General features: G+C 64.0%; 14 protein-coding genes. 12 read left to right on the forward strand and 2 right to left on the reverse strand.

Annotated features, from left to right (window positions below; all coding sequences use genetic code 11):
- The first annotated feature begins 1 nt into the window (after window position 1).
- The 5 genes from NCR98_RS23995 to NCR98_RS24015 are packed head-to-tail and all read left to right on the forward strand — an operon-like array spanning window position 2 to window position 5,516.
- A complete protein-coding gene (locus NCR98_RS23995; protein WP_250527518.1) occupies window positions 2-1,537 on the forward strand; it encodes an amidase in 1,536 nt (511 codons plus the stop codon).
- 40 nt (window positions 1,538-1,577) lie between these two features.
- Window positions 1,578-2,327, forward strand: a complete 750-nt coding sequence (locus NCR98_RS24000) for a DeoR/GlpR family DNA-binding transcription regulator (RefSeq protein ID WP_250511126.1) — start codon at window positions 1,578-1,580, stop codon at window positions 2,325-2,327.
- Window positions 2,302-3,609 (forward strand): Zn-dependent hydrolase, encoded by a 1,308-nt coding sequence (locus tag NCR98_RS24005; RefSeq protein WP_250527519.1) that lies wholly within the window; start codon window positions 2,302-2,304, stop codon window positions 3,607-3,609. Before NCR98_RS24000 ends, NCR98_RS24005 begins: the two co-directional genes overlap by 26 nt.
- Entirely contained in the window at window positions 3,606-4,562 is a 957-nt protein-coding gene (locus tag NCR98_RS24010) for a phosphotransferase (RefSeq protein ID WP_250527520.1), read from the forward strand. The genes NCR98_RS24005 and NCR98_RS24010 overlap by 4 nt, the downstream gene beginning before the upstream one ends.
- Window positions 4,563-4,574: 12 nt before the next feature.
- Window positions 4,575-5,516: a choline kinase family protein gene (locus NCR98_RS24015; protein ID WP_250527521.1), complete on the forward strand. Its 942-nt coding sequence runs from the start codon at window positions 4,575-4,577 to the stop codon at window positions 5,514-5,516.
- Between the two features lie 242 nt (window positions 5,517-5,758).
- On the opposite strand, the gene NCR98_RS24020 is transcribed toward NCR98_RS24015, so the two are convergent.
- On the reverse strand, window positions 5,759-7,942 hold the full coding sequence (locus tag NCR98_RS24020) for a hybrid sensor histidine kinase/response regulator family protein (RefSeq protein ID WP_244830238.1): 2,184 nt from the start codon (window positions 7,940-7,942) through the stop codon (window positions 5,759-5,761).
- A gap of 514 nt (window positions 7,943-8,456) precedes the next feature.
- On the opposite strand from NCR98_RS24020, the gene NCR98_RS24025 reads away from it, so the two are divergent.
- Window positions 8,457-10,007: a GGDEF domain-containing protein gene (locus NCR98_RS24025; RefSeq protein WP_250527522.1), complete on the forward strand. Its 1,551-nt coding sequence runs from the start codon at window positions 8,457-8,459 to the stop codon at window positions 10,005-10,007.
- An 18-nt stretch (window positions 10,008-10,025) separates the two neighbouring features.
- Here NCR98_RS24025 and NCR98_RS24030 read toward each other — a convergent pair whose 3' ends face one another.
- The gene (locus NCR98_RS24030) at window positions 10,026-10,745 is read right to left on the reverse strand and encodes a GNAT family N-acetyltransferase (RefSeq protein WP_244830240.1); all 720 of its coding nucleotides are present in this window, start codon (window positions 10,743-10,745) and stop codon (window positions 10,026-10,028) included.
- 94 nt (window positions 10,746-10,839) lie between these two features.
- On the opposite strand from NCR98_RS24030, the gene NCR98_RS24035 reads away from it, so the two are divergent.
- The 6 genes from NCR98_RS24035 to yjfF all read left to right on the forward strand — a co-directional run bounded on the left by NCR98_RS24035 (window position 10,840) and on the right by yjfF (window position 17,667).
- Complete coding sequence (locus tag NCR98_RS24035) at window positions 10,840-11,799, forward strand: GlxA family transcriptional regulator (protein ID WP_250527523.1); 960 nt, start codon at window positions 10,840-10,842, stop codon at window positions 11,797-11,799.
- A 44-nt stretch (window positions 11,800-11,843) separates the two neighbouring features.
- A complete protein-coding gene (locus NCR98_RS24040) occupies window positions 11,844-12,818 on the forward strand; it encodes a LysR family transcriptional regulator (protein ID WP_250494288.1) in 975 nt (324 codons plus the stop codon).
- Window positions 12,819-13,020: 202 nt separating this feature from the next.
- Window positions 13,021-13,956 carry an ABC transporter substrate-binding protein gene (locus NCR98_RS24045; protein ID WP_370652268.1) on the forward strand — a complete coding sequence of 312 codons (936 nt, stop codon included), beginning with the start codon at window positions 13,021-13,023 and terminating at the stop codon, window positions 13,954-13,956.
- A gap of 77 nt (window positions 13,957-14,033) precedes the next feature.
- Window positions 14,034-15,548, forward strand: a complete 1,515-nt coding sequence (locus tag NCR98_RS24050) for a sugar ABC transporter ATP-binding protein (protein WP_250527524.1) — start codon at window positions 14,034-14,036, stop codon at window positions 15,546-15,548.
- On the forward strand, window positions 15,545-16,582 hold the full coding sequence (locus NCR98_RS24055; protein WP_250527525.1) for an ABC transporter permease: 1,038 nt from the start codon (window positions 15,545-15,547) through the stop codon (window positions 16,580-16,582). Before NCR98_RS24050 ends, NCR98_RS24055 begins: the two co-directional genes overlap by 4 nt.
- Entirely contained in the window at window positions 16,579-17,667 is a 1,089-nt protein-coding gene (gene yjfF / locus NCR98_RS24060; RefSeq protein ID WP_250527526.1) for a galactofuranose ABC transporter, permease protein YjfF, read from the forward strand. Before NCR98_RS24055 ends, yjfF begins: the two co-directional genes overlap by 4 nt.
- The last annotated feature ends 58 nt before the right edge of the window (window positions 17,668-17,725 follow it).

The raw sequence follows: 17,725 nt of genomic DNA on the forward strand, positions 1-17,725 counted from the left end.
CATGACGAAAACTATCGATGTAACCGAGCTGACGGTCGAACAAGTCCAGGCCGGCTTTGCGAGCGGCGCGTTCACGTCGGAGACGCTGACGGCCGCGTTCCTCGATCGCATCGCGACCTACAACCCGCGCTACGTGGCGCTCAACTTCCTGAACCCCGCCGCGCTCGACGATGCCCGCGAGATCGACCGCCGCCGCGCCGCTGGCGAGGCTCTCGGGCCGCTCGCTGGCGTGCCGGTCGTGGTCAAGGACACGATGGACATGGCAGGCTTTCCGACGACCGGCGGCTGGACGCTGCTCTACAGCAAGACGGGCGGCGTGGACCTGATGCCATCGACGGATTCGCCGGTCGTCGCCCGCATGCGCGCGGCGGGCTGCGTGATCCTCGGCAAGACCAACGTGCCGGTGCTGAGTGCCACCGGCTCGCACGCCAACGATAGCTGGGCGGGTCCGACGCTCAATGCCGTCGATACCGCGTTCATGCCGGGCGGCAGCAGCGCCGGCACGGCCACCGCCGTGGCGGGCAGCATGGCGGTGCTCGGTCTCGCGGAAGAAACGGGCGGTTCGATCCAGAATCCGGCGTCGGCGCAGGCGCTCGTCGGCATCAAGCCGACCTTCGCGCTCGTGCCGAATGCCGGCGTGATGCCGCTTGCGGGCAGCACGCGCGATGTCGTCGGTCCGATCGCCCGATGCGTACGCGATGCCGCGCTCACGCTCGATGTGCTGGCCGGATTCTCGGCGGAAGATTTGAAGACGGTGGCGGGCGTCGGCATGAAGCCCGCTGGCGGCTATGCCGCGGGACTGCGTGAAGATGCGCTCAAAGGCAAGCGTCTAGGCTTGTACGGACCGGGATGGCGGGATCGCGCGTTGTCGGAAGAGACGCGTCACTTGTACGAGCGCGCGCAGGCGGAACTCGAAGCGCGCGGTGCGGTGCTCGTCGACGATCCCTTCGCCGGCAGCGGCTTCGCGGCACTCGGCATGCCCGCGCCGGGCTCCGATTACTTCGACGCGCGCGGCATGGAAAGCCTGCCCTACGACATGCAGAAGTACCTCGAACGCCTGGGACCCGGCAACGCCATCACGACATGGACGCAATTCGTCGAAGCGACGCGCGCCGAAGATCCGTTCGGCGCAACGGGCGTGCTGACCTATATGTCGAGCCTGCCCGACATGGCCGCCAATCTGCGCGATGCAGCCGCGCCGCCTGTCATCGATGCCTTCTATGCGTTGCGCGAAACCTATCTCGCCATCTTCGAAGACGTGATGACGAAGCACGCGCTCGACGGCCTCGTATTCCCGCAATTGCGCGACGCCTTGCCGCCGCGCGAGGGGATCGAGACACTGCACGAGACCACGGTCTGCGAAATCAACATCGCCGGATTGCCGGGCGTGACCATTCCCGCCGGCTATTACGAATCGGGTTCGCCGTTCAACCTGATCTTCGTGGGACGGCGCTTCAGCGAGCCGGCGCTGCTCGCCATGGCTTACGATTACGAGGTCGCCGGACGTCATCGGCGCGTCCCCGAACTGACCGCTTGAGGAGCGCGCGAGAGACGAGGCAGTTTCCAGTAACGAGACCATGTCCGAGCACCGCTACCAAGAAATTCTCACCCGCCTTCGCGACGAGGGCCGCGTTTCGGTTACGCCGCTCGCGAAGATACTGGACGTCGCCGAGGAAACCATCCGGCGCGATCTGAAGGAACTGGAGCAAAGCGGCTTGCTGCGCCGCATCTACGGCGGCGCCGTGTTGCCACGGCTCGATGTCGAGCGGCCCGTGACCGAACGCGGCAAGGTCAATGTAAAGGGGAAGGCGCGCGTGGCGGAACTTGCGGAACCGCTCATTGAAGACGGCATGTCGGTGTTCATCGACTCGGGCACGACGACCATTGCGTTCGCGCGGCGGCTGATCGGCCGTAACGTGACGGTGACGACCAACTCCATCAACATCGCGCTCTTGCTCGGCACGAGCGTGAGCCGCGTCAACCTCACGCCGGGCATGTTGCGCGGCAAGGACAACGCACTCGTGGGTTACGAGACGCTCGCTTATGCAAGACGCTTTTTCTACGATGCCGCGTTCATGGGCATCGCGGCGTGCGACCTGAATCACGGCTGGATGGACTACGAGGAACACGAGTCCAATTTGCGCGGCGTGCTCAAGTCGCAGACACGTCATTCGGTGATTCTCGCGGATATCGACAAGTTCGGGCGCGAAGCTTATCTCAACACCTTTCCCATTTCCCAACCTGTCACGGTGGTGTGCGACCGCGCGCCGCCCAAGCCTTTCATGGATAAATTCGCCGAGCATGACATCACAATCATTCATGCCTGAGGCGCTCGGCGCGGGTGAACCGGGTACGCTTGCGGCCTTGCTGACGCGCTTTGCCGCGTTCGGCGGCTTGAAGACGGGCGGCGTCACGCGCCTCTGTGCGAGCGCGGCAGACGGCGCGGCGCGCGATGCCTTCGCCACGCTGCTTCGCGATGCCGGCGCGCATGTCGTCACCGATGCGGTGGGCAACCAGTTCGGCGTTTTCACCCTGACCGACGCGGTCGATGCGCCGCTCGTCATGATGGGTTCGCATCTCGACAGCCAGCCGCGCGGCGGACGCTTCGACGGTGTGCTGGGCGTGCTTGCCGCGTTCGAGGCGGGCCGCCGGCTGATGCTGGCGAGGCGCGCGGGCGCATCTTTCAACGCCAACTTCTGCGCGGTGAACTGGACGAACGAGGAGGGCGCGCGCTTTCGTCCGAGCCTGCTTGGCAGCGGCACGTTCACCGGCAAGATCGCCGTGGCCGATGCCCTCGCCAGTATCGACGACGACGGCGTGACGCTCGCCGTAGCGCTTGCCGCCATCGGTCATGACGGCGTGGATGCGCCGCCGCCCGTGCCCGCGTGCTATGTCGAAATGCATGTGGAGCAAGGCGGTTTGCTCGAAGCCGAATCGGTGCCTGTCGGTGTGGTGACGCGCAACTGGGGCGCCGCGAAAATGGACGTGCGCTTCATGGGCGAGCAGGCGCACACGGGGCCCGCCAAGATGCACGCGCGGCGCGACGCGCTCTTCGCTGCGTCACAGCTGATCTGCGACGTGCGCGCCATCGCGGACGAATGGCCGGAGCGCATCCATACTTCTGTCGGCAGGCTCGTCGTGCAGCCGAACTCGCCGAACGTGGTGCCGGCGCAAACCGACTTGTCCGTGGAACTGCGCGCCGTGGATAACGCCATTCTTCGCGAAGCCGAAGCGCGCATTCTCGCGTGCATCGACGCAGCCGCGAAGCGTGCGAACGTGGGCGTGCAAATCCTGAGCCGCACGAGCCGGCCGATCCGAGAACTGCCGCCCGCAGTGGGCAATCTCGTGCGGACTTGCGCGCGCGCGGCGGGCGTGCAGAGCCGCGACATCGACACCATTTCGGGCCACGACGCGTTGAGCCTGCTCGATGTCTGCCCGACCGGGCTCATGTTCGTGCCGAGCGTGGGCGGCATCGCGCATAACGAGAACGAAGAGACGCATGGCGAGGACCTCGACACGGGCATGACCGTGCTCATGGGCGCGGCGTATCGCTTGTGTGTATCGCGCGGCGACCCGGTCGCGGCGGCCGCCTGGGAGCCTCGGCGATGAACACGACCGCGCGCGAGCGCAACCCCGCCGAAGTGGCGGCCAGAGCGGCCGCAGCGGCAATCGCCTCGATCGATGCATGGCGCGGTGTCGACGTACGCCACGAACCCGCGTTTGCGCCGGTCATGTCGCCGATGCATCGCGGCGTGTCGCATAGCGCCTGGCGCGTGCGCGTGGACGACAGCGCGACGTTCTTCATGAAAGTGGCGCACGGCGATCTGACAGAATCCATCGATACCGGCGCGTCGTTTCTTGCGGCGCGAGCGGCGGCATCGCTGGGCATCGCGCCGGCGGCGCACTACGTGAGCGAAGCACACGGCGCGACCGTCTTCGACTTTCTCGATGACGGCTGGCGCACCGCGCATCTCGACGATCTCGCACGACCCGCCACGCTCGACGTGCTCCTGCAAGCGAAGCGCGCCATCCATTCGCTGCCCGCGTTTGCGCGCACGACGAACGTTTTCGAGCGTATCGAGCATCTTGCCGAAGGCATGCCGTTGACGCCGGATCAGGTGTCTTGGGTCGATCTCGCGGGCGACTTGCGCGCGGCAATCGACGCGGCCGGTGCCGACGTTCGCCCTTGCCACGCGGACGGCGTGACATCGAACGTCATGCTGCACGACGATGGCGCACTCATGCTGGTGGACTTCGACGAAGCCGCGAACACCGATCCCGCGTTCGACCTGGCCGTCACGTTGAATGAAGTGCTTGGCTTCGGACACGACTGGATGCAGGCCATCGAAATGTCGATGGGCGCTGCCTCGGAACGCATGCTCGCGCGCTGCCGCGCCTACGCGTTCGCCGACGACTTGCGCTGGGGCTTGTGGGGCATGCGCATGGACCGCGACTCGCCGCGCCGCAACGTCGAATTCCTCAAGTATGCGCAATGGCGGTTGCTGCGTTGCTCCATGGCGCTGCCGCGCTGGAACCTCGACGCCGCGCCGGCATCGATTTGAGAGGTCATGCTCATGCAGATCAAGACGATTGGCGCCGCCGCGTGCGACGCCGAGCGCGAGGTGGAAGCGGTGCTTGCAAGGATCGAACCGTGGTCGGGCCGCGCGTTGCGCTATGCGCCCGTGTTGGGCGGCATCAGCAACACGAACTGGCGCGTGTGGGTCGACGGCGAAGCGCAAAGCTATTTCGTCAAGGTGCCGGGCCGGGGCACGGAGCAGTTCATCGATCGCAAGGCTGCGTTTGCCGCAAGCCGGCTCGCGGAGCAGATCGGCATTGGTCCGCGTCTCTACGACTATGCTTTCGAGCAGGGCGTGGAGATCAACGACTTCGTCGAAGGCCGCGCGACCTGCTCGAACCGCGACTTTCTGGAGCGCAACGTGCGCGCTTCGGTCATGCACGCGTATCGCACGCTGCACGGCGCGCCGCCATTGCCGCTCACGAAGACCATTTTCGATCTGATCGATGAACACGTCGCGCAAGTGCATGAAGTAGGCGGCACGCTGCCCGCCGACTTCGCGCTGATTCACGCGCGCTATCGCGAGGCGCGCGCGGCGCTGGAGGCATCGGGACTGGATATCGTGCCGTGCTTCAACGATCCCATGCCGGGCAATTTTCTGCGCGACGACGCGGGTACAATCTTGCTTATCGACTACGAATACGCATCGAATAACGACCGCTGTTATGACATCGGCGCGCTCTCCGGCGAGATGTTCTTCACGGTCGACGTGGAAGCGGAACTGGTCGAGACATACTTCGGCCGCGTGAGCAACGACGTCATGGCACGCGTCACCGTGCACAAGGCGCTCGCCGATATCAAGTGGGCCACTTGGTCCATGTTGCAGAACGAAATCTCCACGCTCGATTTCGACTACGCCAAATACGGCGCGTGGAAGTTCATGCGCGCGCGCTCGGTGATCGAGGCGCCGCATTGGCAAGACTGGTTGCGCAGCCTTTGAAGAAAGTCATCGAGCGTTACGACCGTCCAAAAGAAAGGGCGTGCTCTCGCACGCCCTTCAAGTCGCCACGCAGCGAATCAGACTTTTGACAACCCCCTGGGACTGCAGCGCTTTATGTGATTGACGATCGCCTGAATCAGCGGCAGTCTCTTGCACAATCAATCCGTGACCAGATTAACGACCGAAAGGTCGCGGACTTGAGAAAACTTGCGAACGCCGGTTCGAAATTCAACGCTCAAGTTTCACGCATGGCGTGACGATAGCGCCACGCCCTTGAGCAACATGTCCAGATCGTCCGCGTTGAACGGCTTCGACAGCACGGCGACACCGAGCCGTCGCGCCTGTTCGAGATGCTCCGCATAACCCGTCATCAGCGTCACGGCCTGCTTGGGGCGTTGCCGCTTGATCCATTCGACGAGGCCGATGCCATCGCAAGTTCCGGGCATCTGGATGTCGGACAGAACGAGGTCGAATTCGAGGCCTTCTTCCAGCACCTTGAGCGCGGCATCGCCGGAAGGCTCGTGGCGCGCGCTCCAGCCGAGCACATCGAGAACGGCGACGAGCCCCGCCGCCACTTCCTCGTTGTCTTCGACGAGCAGGATGGTGGACTTCGCGCCGCCCGGTTCGATGGCACCCTCGCGCTCCGCCGGCGATGCTTCCGTGACGCCCGCCGTCCAGTGCGGAAGGTAGAAGAAGATTGTGGTGCCGCGCCCGACATCGGTTTCCACGCGTGCCTTGCCGCCCGCCTGTTCGGCCATGGCGAGCACTTGTGCAAGGCCGAGCCCGGTTCCCGCGCCAGCCTGCTTGGTCGTGAACAACGGCTCGAACGCGTGCTGCGCGACTTCTCGCGTCATGCCGGTGCCGCTGTCCTGGCAGGAGAATTCGACATACTCGCCGGCTTCGAGCTCGTAGCGCCCTTGGGATAACGCCACGTTCCTGCAGCGAACGATAAACGTGCCGCCTTGCGGCATCGCGTCCTTTGCATTGACCGCGATGTTGATGATCGCCGAAGTGATCTCCGACGGATCGACCTTGATCGGCCACGACGCCTCCGCCACTTCGATCTGCACGGCGACCTTGCTGCTTACAGCCGAGCGGATCAGCGCCTCGGTTTCGAGCAGCCACGCGCCGGGTAGCAGCGTCTGCATCTGCAACGGCTGTCGGCGCGCCACGCTCATGAGACGGCGCGCGAGCGCCCGTGCGCTCGTGGAGGCGCGCTCCACTGCATCGATCTCGTTCTTGACGCCGTTGTAGTTCTTGCGCCGGACGATCTCCATGTTGGCCGTCACGACCATCAGCAGATTGTTGAAGTCATGGGCGACGCTCGCGACGAGATTGCCGAGCGCGCCCATGCGCTGCATCTTGCGCGTGGCTGCTTCCGCCGAGCGGCGCCGCGACAGCTCGCGCCGCCAGTTCTGCCAGGAGGTTTCCTCCGCGCGAAGACGCCGCAGCGAAAACACGATCAGCACGCACAGACACATGCAAGGAATCAGCGCGACGGCCACGAGGGACATGTCGTCGCGCAACCAGTTGCTGACCACATCGTCGATTGCGTAGCCGGCGGAAACGTAGACGGGGTACTGACCGGCGCGCCGGTACGCGAGCATCTTGCGGGTGCCGTCCAGCGGCGAATCGATCTTGATGATGCCCTGTTCCGCCCCTCGCGCGAACGCGGCCGCGAGAGGCTCGTGCTTCGGTGGCGGGTTCGCCAGACGTGGCGCGGGCAGGCGAAGCAAAATGCCGCCGTCGGCGCGATAGAGGCCGACCGTCAACGCAGGCGTCTCGGCGATGAGCCGCTGATAGAACTGCAGCAAGTAGGAGCGATGCAGGGAAACGACGATGGCGCCGAGAAAGCGCCCGTCGGGAGCGGTCCGGGCGGCGAGCGTGTTCACGATATCGGTGCCCTGAACGCGGCCGCGCTCGGGCAGCGAGACATAGAGCTGCGAGGAGGCCGCGCGCGTCGCCATGAAGTCGCCGCGGTCGCCGATAGAGACGTCGGGCGTCGGGGAGAAGCGGCTGCTGACGATCAACTGGCCGTTTTTATCGACGATGGAGAGCGCGACGACCTGCGGATGATTGGCGACGAGCGCTTCGAGTTTCCTGTGCAGGCTTGCCTGTTCGCGCAGAATCTGCCGTTCGTCCGCCGTTCCGACCACGTCCTGGACGCGCGAGATGAGGTCGCGGTTCGAGTCGAGCAGATTGGTGAGTTTGCCTTCCGCGACCCACGCCAGCCGATTGAGTATCTCCGACTGCTCCGCGACCGCACGTTCATAGGTGTAGTAGGCGTAAAGCGCCGACAGACTCAGCGGCACGACCACCGAGGCGGTCAGCGCGAGGACGAGCCGCCGGCGGGCAGCCCTGAAATTGAGCGGAGGAAACGAAACCCGGTCCGACGGGTCGGAATGTTGAGTCGCGAACTCAGTCATTGAACACCCCGGTCACGCTAAGGGGAGTCATCCGACGCCGGCACATGTTTGCGCGAAACATCGATTCAAATTCCTTGGCGGTGGCGCGCCCGCGACCTCCTCCCCGTATCACGCCTGGTTCCTAGCTGCGGATGTTCGCTCCGCTAAGCTTGCTCGCGTCGTGCCGAAGGGGGCTTTGTCAGGCGAACGGGAAAGGTCTGGACGTCGTAAGACGTACCTACTATTTCATAATACTCATACGGTTGATGGTAGCACGGCTTGTTGCCGACTTAATTGCCTGTGGTTTTTTGATTGCTAGACGGCAGCGGAATGGCCGTGGCGCTTGGCTCGGGCTCCGGTAAACTCCGCGTTCATCGTTTGGCCGGCACGGGCTCAAAAGTTGCGCAATCTGGCCGTAAACCTTGATGCGAGCCGCGCGGACAGCGAGCAGAAGTCCGCTAAACCGGCTCTTTAGCAACGAATAAGAAAGCGAGTCGTCGAGCGTCGCGTGGCGGGGTTCGGCAGGAGAGAATCGTTGGGACTGTGGTTCAAGAGGAGCGTCCGAGCAGAAAGCCCGGCATCGTGGGTCGACAGACACTCGGTGCTGGTTGCGCTCGGCGCGACACTGGCGAGCGTCATCGTGCTGATCGCCACCGTCGCGGTGCTGATCTCGAGCCGCGAGGAAGCCATCGCGAAGGCGCGCCGCACGTCGGCGAACGTCGCGGTGGCGCTCGCGCGCGACATGTCGAGAAACCTCGAAATCTACGATCTCTCGCTGCAGGCCGTCGTCGACGGCATGGCGGACCCAACCATATTGAATCTGCCGCCTGAACTGCGCCGGCAGATTCTCTTCGACCGTTCGACCACCGCCGCTTATATCAGCGGCATCTATGCGCTCGACGAACACGGCCGGATCGTGCAGGGCCGGGCGCGGCTTCTTCCGACCGTCGATCTCTCCGATCGGGATTACTTCACGGTGCATCGCGCCAATCCGAATGTCGGGCTCTTCATCTCTAAGCCGTACGCGTCGCGTCTGCGAAACGGCGCGCCATCGATTGCCCTCAGCCGGCGGATTTCCAAAGCCGATGGCAGCTTCGGCGGTGTCGCGCTCATCTCCATCAACCTCGATTACTTCCAGCAACTGGTGGATGACATCAGGCTCGGCCACGAAAGCGCGGCGACGATCGTACAGAGCGATGGCGACATCGTCGCGCGCAATCCGAAACTGCGTCCGGGCAGCGTCAGCAGCATTCGCGGCTGGCCGATCTTCTCGAAGATGTTCGGCGTCGAGAGCGGCTCGTTCGACGCGCGCTCGCCCGTCGACAACGTCGACCGCATCATGACGTTTGCGCGCGTGCGCGGCAGCAATCTCGTGATGATGGTGGCGCTCGGAAAGGACGACGTGACCTCGGAGTGGCAGCAGCACTCGCTCATCATCGGCACGCTGGTGGTGGCCGTGGCGGGCGCGTTCACCATCGTGGTCTGGCTGCTGGTCTTCGCGGTGCGCCAGCGCGACGCGGCGCAGGCGAAGCTCGTCGAGATCGCGGACACGGACGGTCTGACCGGCGTCGCCAACCGCCGCAAGCTCGATGCGGCGCTCGACGAACTCTGGACCTCGGCGGCGCGCGAAGGTTATCCGGTCGCGCTGCTTTTCGTCGATGCCGATCGCTTCAAGGCTTACAACGACACGCACGGCCACGAAGCCGGCGACCGGGCGTTGCAGTTCATCGCCGAATGTCTCGTGAAGCATGCGAGAGGACCGCACGATCTAGTCGCGCGCTACGGCGGCGAGGAGTTTGTCGTGGCGCTCGCCGACTGCACCCGCAGCCGCGCGGAGGCGGTGGCGGAGGCCATGCGTATCGACGTGGCCAATTCGAATGGCGCGCGACTTCGTCAGCAATTTCCCCCGACGACCGTGAGCATCGGCGTGGTGGTGGCTCGACCCGATAGCGGCTCGACTATCGACGACGCCATGCGCCGCGCCGACGAAGCCTTGTATGTGTCGAAGAGCGGCGGACGCAATCGCGTGACGCTCGCGGCTGTGTCCGAGAAGCGGCGCGGCGAACCGGTCGGCACCGCGCCTTGATGCCTGACGCCTGATGCTTCAAATCAATTCGCGCGAGGCCGCATGCTCGACTCGCGCGAGATGAAACGCGCGCCGCAACTCGAAGCCGAGACGTTCATATAGACCGATAGCCGCGAGATTGTCGCTGAACACGTGCAAGAACGGTGTCTCCGCGCGCGCCTCGATCTCTCGTTGCAGGATCTGCATGAGCCGCCCGGCAAGGCCTCTGCCGCGATGCGTTTCATCGACACATACGGCGCTGATCTCGACGTAACCATCCAGATGCAGGCGTTCACCGGCCATTGCAATGAGTCGCCCGTTGTCTCGCACGCCGATGTAATTGCCCGTCTCGCGGGTCCGCACGGAGAACGGCCCGGGCCGCGTTCTTCCGGCAAGATCCAGCATGTCGTCGTTATCTGCCTGCGTGAGTCGGATCACATCCAGCTTTTCGACGCTTGCGGCTTTGGGCGCTTTGCGAGTGTTCGCGACCATCTGATGAAGGATGCCGACACGCGTTATCTGCAAGGCATCGTATGACGGCAAGGGCTCCGTGGAGAGCAAGGCCACTTGCTGCCCAGGCTGCAGAAGGCGGTGAAGGGCGTCATACGCATCCGGCGTTGCGGTTGCCAGCGCGGCGAACGGCGCGACGTCGGGATGATATCGACGAACGAGCGTGTCGCCGAGCGCGAGGTGTGCGTGTCGGGTCGTCAGCGCCTCCCAGATAGGGCGGTCGAGGTCGGCAGGTTTCGGATGGCTCATGGGCGCTCCAATGGCGTGTGATTGCTGTGCAGTCTAGACGGCCCGGGCGCACGGGGCTATAGTCGCAAATGACATTATTAGCACTATTTGCGACATGAGACTGGCAATCTTCGCGCTCGACGGCCTGTTCGACACCGGACTGACCGTGTTTCTCGATACCTTTTCGATGGCCAACGAAGTGGCCGCCACGCAAGGGTTCGAGGCCGCACCGTTCGAGGTGAGGCTCATCGGCATGCGCAGACGTATTCGCACTGCGCATGGCTTGTCGACTTCGGTCGAATCGGCGAGCAGCGCGCCGTCGCCGGACTGGATCGTCGTGCCCGCGCTGAACGTGAGGCAGCCGGAGCGGCTTGCCGAGGCGCTCGAACGTCGCGACACGCGCGAGGCGATCGCTTATCTGCAAGCGCGGCACGCTGCGGGCGCGGGCGTAGCGGCGGCGTGCATCGGCACGTTCATATTGGCCGAAGCCGGTTTGCTCGATCATCGCGAGGCCACGACCACATGGTCGCTTGCACCGTTTTTTCGACAGCGCTATCCGGCCGTCATGCTCGACGATTCGCGCATGGTCGTCGCATCGCAAGGCGTCGTCACGGCAGGCTCCGCAATGGGTCATCTCGATCTCGCGCTATGGTTGCTGCGTCAGGCGAGTCCCGAACTGGCGACGCGTGTCGCTCGCATGATGCTCATCGACAAGCGTGCGTCGCAGGCGGAATACATCATCCCCGATCATCTTGCGCATGCCGACCCTTTAGTCGCGCGTTTCGAGCGATGGGCGCGCGACAATCTCGCGGCGGGCTTTTCGCTTCAGGCGGCGGCGAGTGCCTTGTCGGTCGGGCCGCGCACGTTGCAGCGCCGTACCGAGTCGGTGCTCGGCAAGTCGCCGCTGGCATTCTTTCAGGACTTGCGCATAGAACGCGCGCAGCACCTCGTCGCTATCGGCTACGACATCGAGAAGATTGCAAGCGAAGTCGGCTATGCCGATACGGCGACCTTGCGCACCTTGCTGCGCCGCAGGCTCGGCCGTGGCGTGCGCGAGTTGCGCGCCGGGCGATAACGCCAGGCATCGGGCGACCACGAACATAAAACCGGGAGACGGCATTGACACAGGGACACTCGAACTGGTTCGTGCGCGCGCGGCTCAAGACGCGCCAGCTCTTGTTGCTCGCCGCGATGGAGGAAGAGGGCAACGTGCGCCGTGCCGCCGATGTCCTCGGCATGACGCAGCCAGCGGCATCGCGGCTTCTGAAGGAACTCGAAGATGTGCTGGACGTGCGTCTCTTCGATCGCACGCCGCACGGCATGCAGGCGACGCTCTACGGCGAAGTGATGATCCGTCATGCGCGCATGGTGCTGTCGAATCTCAACAAGGCGCAAGACGAGATTGCCGCCTTGCGCGCCGGTCTGGTGGGCGAAGTGCGCGTCGGCGTGATCGCGGCGGCGGCGGCCAGAATGGTTCCGCTCGCCATCGGACGCGTGAAGGCGCAGTATCCGCAACTGCAAATCTGGCTGCAGGTGGAGACTTCCGATGTCATGCTGCCGCTTCTCACGCAGGGGCAACTCGACGTGATGATCGGCCGCGTGCTCCAGCAGCACGTGCAACTGAAGCCCGCCGTGCAATACGCGCCCATCGCCGATGAACCGCTGTGCGTGGTGGTGCGCCCCGGGCATCCGCTCGAACAGACTGCGGGGCTCACCATGAGCGGTATCGCCGACGCCGAATGGGTGCTGCATCCGCCGGGGAGTGTCTTGCGGCATCGTATCGACATGGCGTTCGCGGAGCTTGGGCTGAACCCGCCGCGGAATGTGGTCAACACCAACAACTTTCTGGCGATATCGAGCCTTCTGTTGCAGAGCGACATGCTCGCCGTCATGCCTGATGAAGTGGCGCGGCAATACGAGCGCTTCGGCACGCTCAAGCGTCTTGCAATCGACCTGCCTTGCCGCATGGATGCATTCGGCATCATCACGCGGCAAGCGCATGCGCTTTCGCCCGCGGCGACCGTGGTGCTGCATGCGCTTCACGACGCCGCCGCCGAAGTATACGGCGTATCCGCCGATGCCCTGAGCGCCTGACCGGGTAAGCCCGAATCGCGTTTTCCACTATATCAACATTGGTATCGGGATCGCTGAATAAGTGATTGGACCATCATGGGAGTGAGGGCTAACCTTGCCCGGGGCTCAGCCTGAGCCTTCGACCCCGGACTTCGAGCCGCGGCGCACATGATCCAATCAGGAGACAGCCATGAAACAGACCCGACGCGCGGTGCTCGGCGCAATGCTTGGTTCGGTGCTGGTACTCGCCGCGAGTGTGAATGCACACGCCGACGACAAGAAGATCACGCTCGGCTTCGCACAGGTCGGCGCGGAAAGCGCCTGGCGCACGGCCAATACGGTCTCGGTCAAGTCCGCCGCGAAAGACGCGGGCATCAACCTCAAATTCTCCGACGCCCAGCAGAAGCAGGAAAATCAGATCAAGGCCATACGCTCCTACATTGCGCAGAAGGTCGATGTGATCGCGTTCTCGCCGGTCGTCGAGTCGGGCTGGGAGCCGATTCTCATCGAAGCGAAAAACGCCAAGATTCCCGTGATCCTGACCGACCGCAACATCGACGTGAAAGACAAGTCGCTCTATGTGACGATGATCGGCTCGGACTTCCTCGAAGAAGGCCGGCGCGGCGGCAAGTGGCTGGAAGAACGCTACAAGAACGAGAAGGGGCCGATCAACATCGTCGAGTTGCAGGGCACGGTGGGATCGGCGCCAGCGAACGACCGGCGTGCGGGTCTGCTCGAAGTCATCAAGAACGATCCCAAATTCAAGGTGATCGCCTCGCAAAGCGGCGACTTCACGCTCGCTGGCGGCAAGCAGGTCATGGAAGCCTTCGCGAAGACCTACGGCAAGCAGATCAACGTGGTCTACGCGCATAACGACGACATGGCGCTCGGCGCCATTCAGGCAATGGAGGAGGCGGGCATGAAGCCGGGCAAGGACATCACGGTCGTTTCGTTCGATGCAACCAAGGGCGGTTTCGACGCCATGGTCGCGGGCAAGATCAACGTGGACGTGGAATGCAGTCCGCTGCTCGGCCCGCAGTTGATGACCGCGGTGAAGGATGTGGTCGCGGGCAAGGAACTGCCCAAGCGTATCGTGACCGAAGAGACCATTTTCCCGATGAGCGTCGCCGCGGCCACGCTGCCGCAGCGCAAATACTGAAGCTCGGGCGCCATCGCACGTCCATCGCGCCATCATGTGAGCGCGATGGACGACTCATTCCCTTTCCGGCGATATCCATGACCGACACACCCGTGCTCGAAACCATCGGTTTGTCCAAGTCGTTCCCCGGCGTGCGCGCACTGCACAACGTCGATTTTCGTTTGTTTCCGGGCGAGATTCATACGTTGATGGGGCAGAACGGCGCCGGCAAATCGACGCTCATCAATGTGCTGACGGGCGTCCACGAGCACGATGCAGGCGAGATCCGGCTCGGTGGCAGTCCCGTGAATTTCGCCGCGCCCATGGAAGCGGAAGCCGCCGGAATTCGCACGCTCTATCAGGAAGTGAACCTGTGTCCGAATCTCTCGGTGGCGGAGAACGTCTTCGCCGGCAGGCAGTTGAAGCGGCATGGCGCGATCGACTGGAAGAGCATCCACGTGCGGGCGCAAAAGGCGCTCGCGGACCTCAACGTTTCGGTGGACGTCACGAAATCGCTCGATACGTATCCCATCGCCGTGCAGCAGATGGTGGCGATTGCGCGTGCCTTGTCGGTCGATGCGCGCGTCCTGATCCTCGATGAACCGACCTCCAGTCTCGACGACGGCGAAGTCACGCGACTCTTCGACGTGTTGCGCAAGCTCCGCCATTCAGGTCTCGCGATTCTCTTCGTGACGCACTTTCTGGAACAGACCTACGCGGTATCGGATCGCATCACGGTCATGCGCAATGGCGAGCGCGAAGGCGAATATCTCGCGAAAGATCTTCCGGTCGAACTGCTCGTGTCGAAGATGGTGGGCCACGAACGCATGACCGAGCGCCTGAAGCGCGCGGCTTCCGAGCCGCCCGCGCAACGAGGCGCGGCGGCGCCGTTTCTCGAAATGCGCGGCGTGGGCCGTCGCGGCTTGATGAATCCCGTGGATCTCGACGTGCAGCCGGGTCAGATACTCGGGCTCGCGGGCTTGCTCGGTTCGGGGCGCACGGAAACCGCGCGGCTTCTCTTCGGCGCGGAGCGTTCCGATGCAGGCGCGACGAAGGTGTCCGGCAAGCCGGTCAAGCTGCATTCGCCGCGCGATGCGGTGCGTCAGGGCATCGGCTATTGCCCGGAGGATCGCAAGAAGGAAGGCATTATCGCCGACCTGTCGATTCGCGAGAACATCATCCTGGCGCTTCAGGCGCGGCTCGGGCTTTGGCGCTGCATTCGGAAGGCGAAGCAACTCGAGATCGCCGACGACTATATCGAGCAGCTAGGCATCAAGGCGCGCGATGCCGAGCAGCCTATCGGTCTGCTCTCGGGCGGCAATCAGCAAAAGGTGCTGCTCGCGCGCTGGCTTGCAACGGAGCCGCGCATGCTGATTCTCGATGAACCGACGCGCGGCATAGACGTGGCCGCGAAGTTCGAGATCATGGACCGCGTGCTCGCGCTCTGCGCGAAAGGGCTCGGCATTCTCTTCATCTCGTCCGAAGTGAGCGAGGTCGTGCGCGTGAGTCACCGGATTGCGGTGTTGCGCGACCGGCGCAAGGTCGCCGAGGTCGCGGGACATACGACCTCGGAAGACGAGGTGTATCGGCTGATCGCGGGAGGTTCGCAATGAACCGTATCAAAGGTGTCTTGCAGCATCCGCTCGTGTGGCCCTGCGTGACGCTCGTCGCGCTGTGTCTGCTCGATCTGGCGCATAACCCGCGGTTCCTGTCGATTGCCATGCTCGATGGCCACCTGTTCGGCGCGCCCGTCGATATTCTGAATCGCGCGGCGCCGCTCGTGCTCGTCGCGCTCGGCATGACGCTCGTGATAGCGACGCGCGGCATCGATATCTCGGTGGGCGCGATCGTCGCGATTGCCGGCGCGACGGCCGCCACGATCCTCGCCGACGATCCTTCCCGCGTGACGCTTGCCATTGCGGCGGCGCTCGCGGCCGGCGTTCTCGCGGGCATGTGGAACGGCTTGCTGGTGGCGTTCATCGGCATGCAGCCGATCATCGCGACGCTCATCCTGATGGTTGCGGGACGCGGCGTCGCGCAGTTGCTGACGGGCGGCCAGATCATCCCGATCGGCGCGCAGGCTTATTTGATGGTCGGCGGCGGCTATCTGGCGGGCGTCCCGTGTTCCGTGTGGATCGCGGCGGGCGCGCTCATCCTCACGGCGCTTCTCGTCGATCGCACCGCGCTCGGGCTTTTCATTCGGGCTATCGGCGTGAATCCGGTTGCAACCCGGCTCGTCGGCTTGCGCTCGAACGTGATCGTGTTCGGCGTGTATGCATTCTCCGGGTTGACCGCGTCCATGGCGGGCATTCTCGCCAGTTCGAACGTGCGCAGCGCCGACGGCAACAACGCCGGTCTCCTGCTCGAACTCGACGCGATTCTCGCCGTCACGCTCGGCGGCACTTCGCTGCTCGGCGGGCGCTTCAGTCTTGCAGGCACGGTGCTCGGCGCGCTCATCATCCAGACGCTCACCTACACGACTTATTCCATCGGCGTGCCGCCCGAAGCGACGCTCGTGGTGAAGGCAGCGGTGGTGCTCGTCGTCAGCGTGATTCAGTCGTCCACCGCGCGCGCCGTGCTGATGCGGCAGTTGCGACGCGTCTTTCCGTCCGCTTCGAAACAGCCGCTCGCGGAGGCATCCCGATGAAAAGTTTCTTCGACCGTCTGACGGACCCGCGCATCTTGCCTATCGTCGTCACCGTCGTTCTGTTCGCGGCTCTGTTCGGTTTCGGCTCGGTGATGTACACCGGCTTCTTCTCGCTGCAAGTGCTGCTCGGCTTGCTGATCGACAACGCGTTCTTGCTGATCGTCGCCATTGGCATGACGTTCGTGATCGTCTCGGGCGGCATCGATTTGTCGGTCGGCTCGGTCGTCGCTTTGACGACGATCCTGTGCGCCGTGTTCGCCGAACGTCTGCACTGGCCGGTGTGGATCATCGTGCCGCTCGTGCTGGCCTTCGGCGCCTGCTATGGCGCGGCGATGGGCGCGCTCATCCACTTCTTCAGGCTGCAACCGTTCATCGTCACGCTGGCCGGGATGTTCCTCGCGCGCGGCGCCTGCTTTCTCATCACGACGCAATCCATCACCATCACCGATTCCACGTTCCGCGCGCTGTCCGCCTTTCATGTGGATGTCGGCGGCGCGTCGCTCACGACGGGCGCGCTGATCGCCATCGTCACGCTGATCGTGGCGATCTTCGTCGCCCACTTCACGCGCTTCGGACGCAACGTGTATGCGGTCGGCGGCAACGAACGCTCGGCGCTGCTGATGGGCTTGCCCGTCGCGCGCACCAAGGTCGGCGTCTATGCGCTCTCGGGTTTCTGCTCGGCGCTCGGCGGCGTGGTGTTCACGCTATACGTGCTCTCGGGCTACGGACTGCAAGGGCAGGGCATGGAACTCGACGCCATCGCCGCGACGGTGATCGGCGGAACCTTGCTCACGGGCGGCGTGGGCTATGTGATCGGTTCGGTGTTCGGCGTCGGCATTCTCGGCACCATCCAGACGTTGATTACGTTCGACGGCACGCTCAGTTCATGGTGGACGCGCATCGTGATCGGCGCGCTTCTGTGCGCGTTCTGTCTGTTGCAGCGAGTCATCGAACGTCATGCCGCGCGCCGTAAATCGAATGGGACGAAGCTCGGCGAAGGCATCGGATCGAAAGAGCCGCGCACGCCTTTGCCGTCCGATACCGCGAGCAAAGCCGAGCCGCTCGCGATGGTCCCCAGAACCTGAAGCACGTACATAAGCAACACATAAGCACGCATACCCTGCCACCCTCGTCGAGAATCCG

This window comes from Caballeronia sp. GAWG2-1, from assembly GCF_023631405.1.
Taxonomy (GTDB): Bacteria; Pseudomonadota; Gammaproteobacteria; order Burkholderiales; family Burkholderiaceae; genus Caballeronia.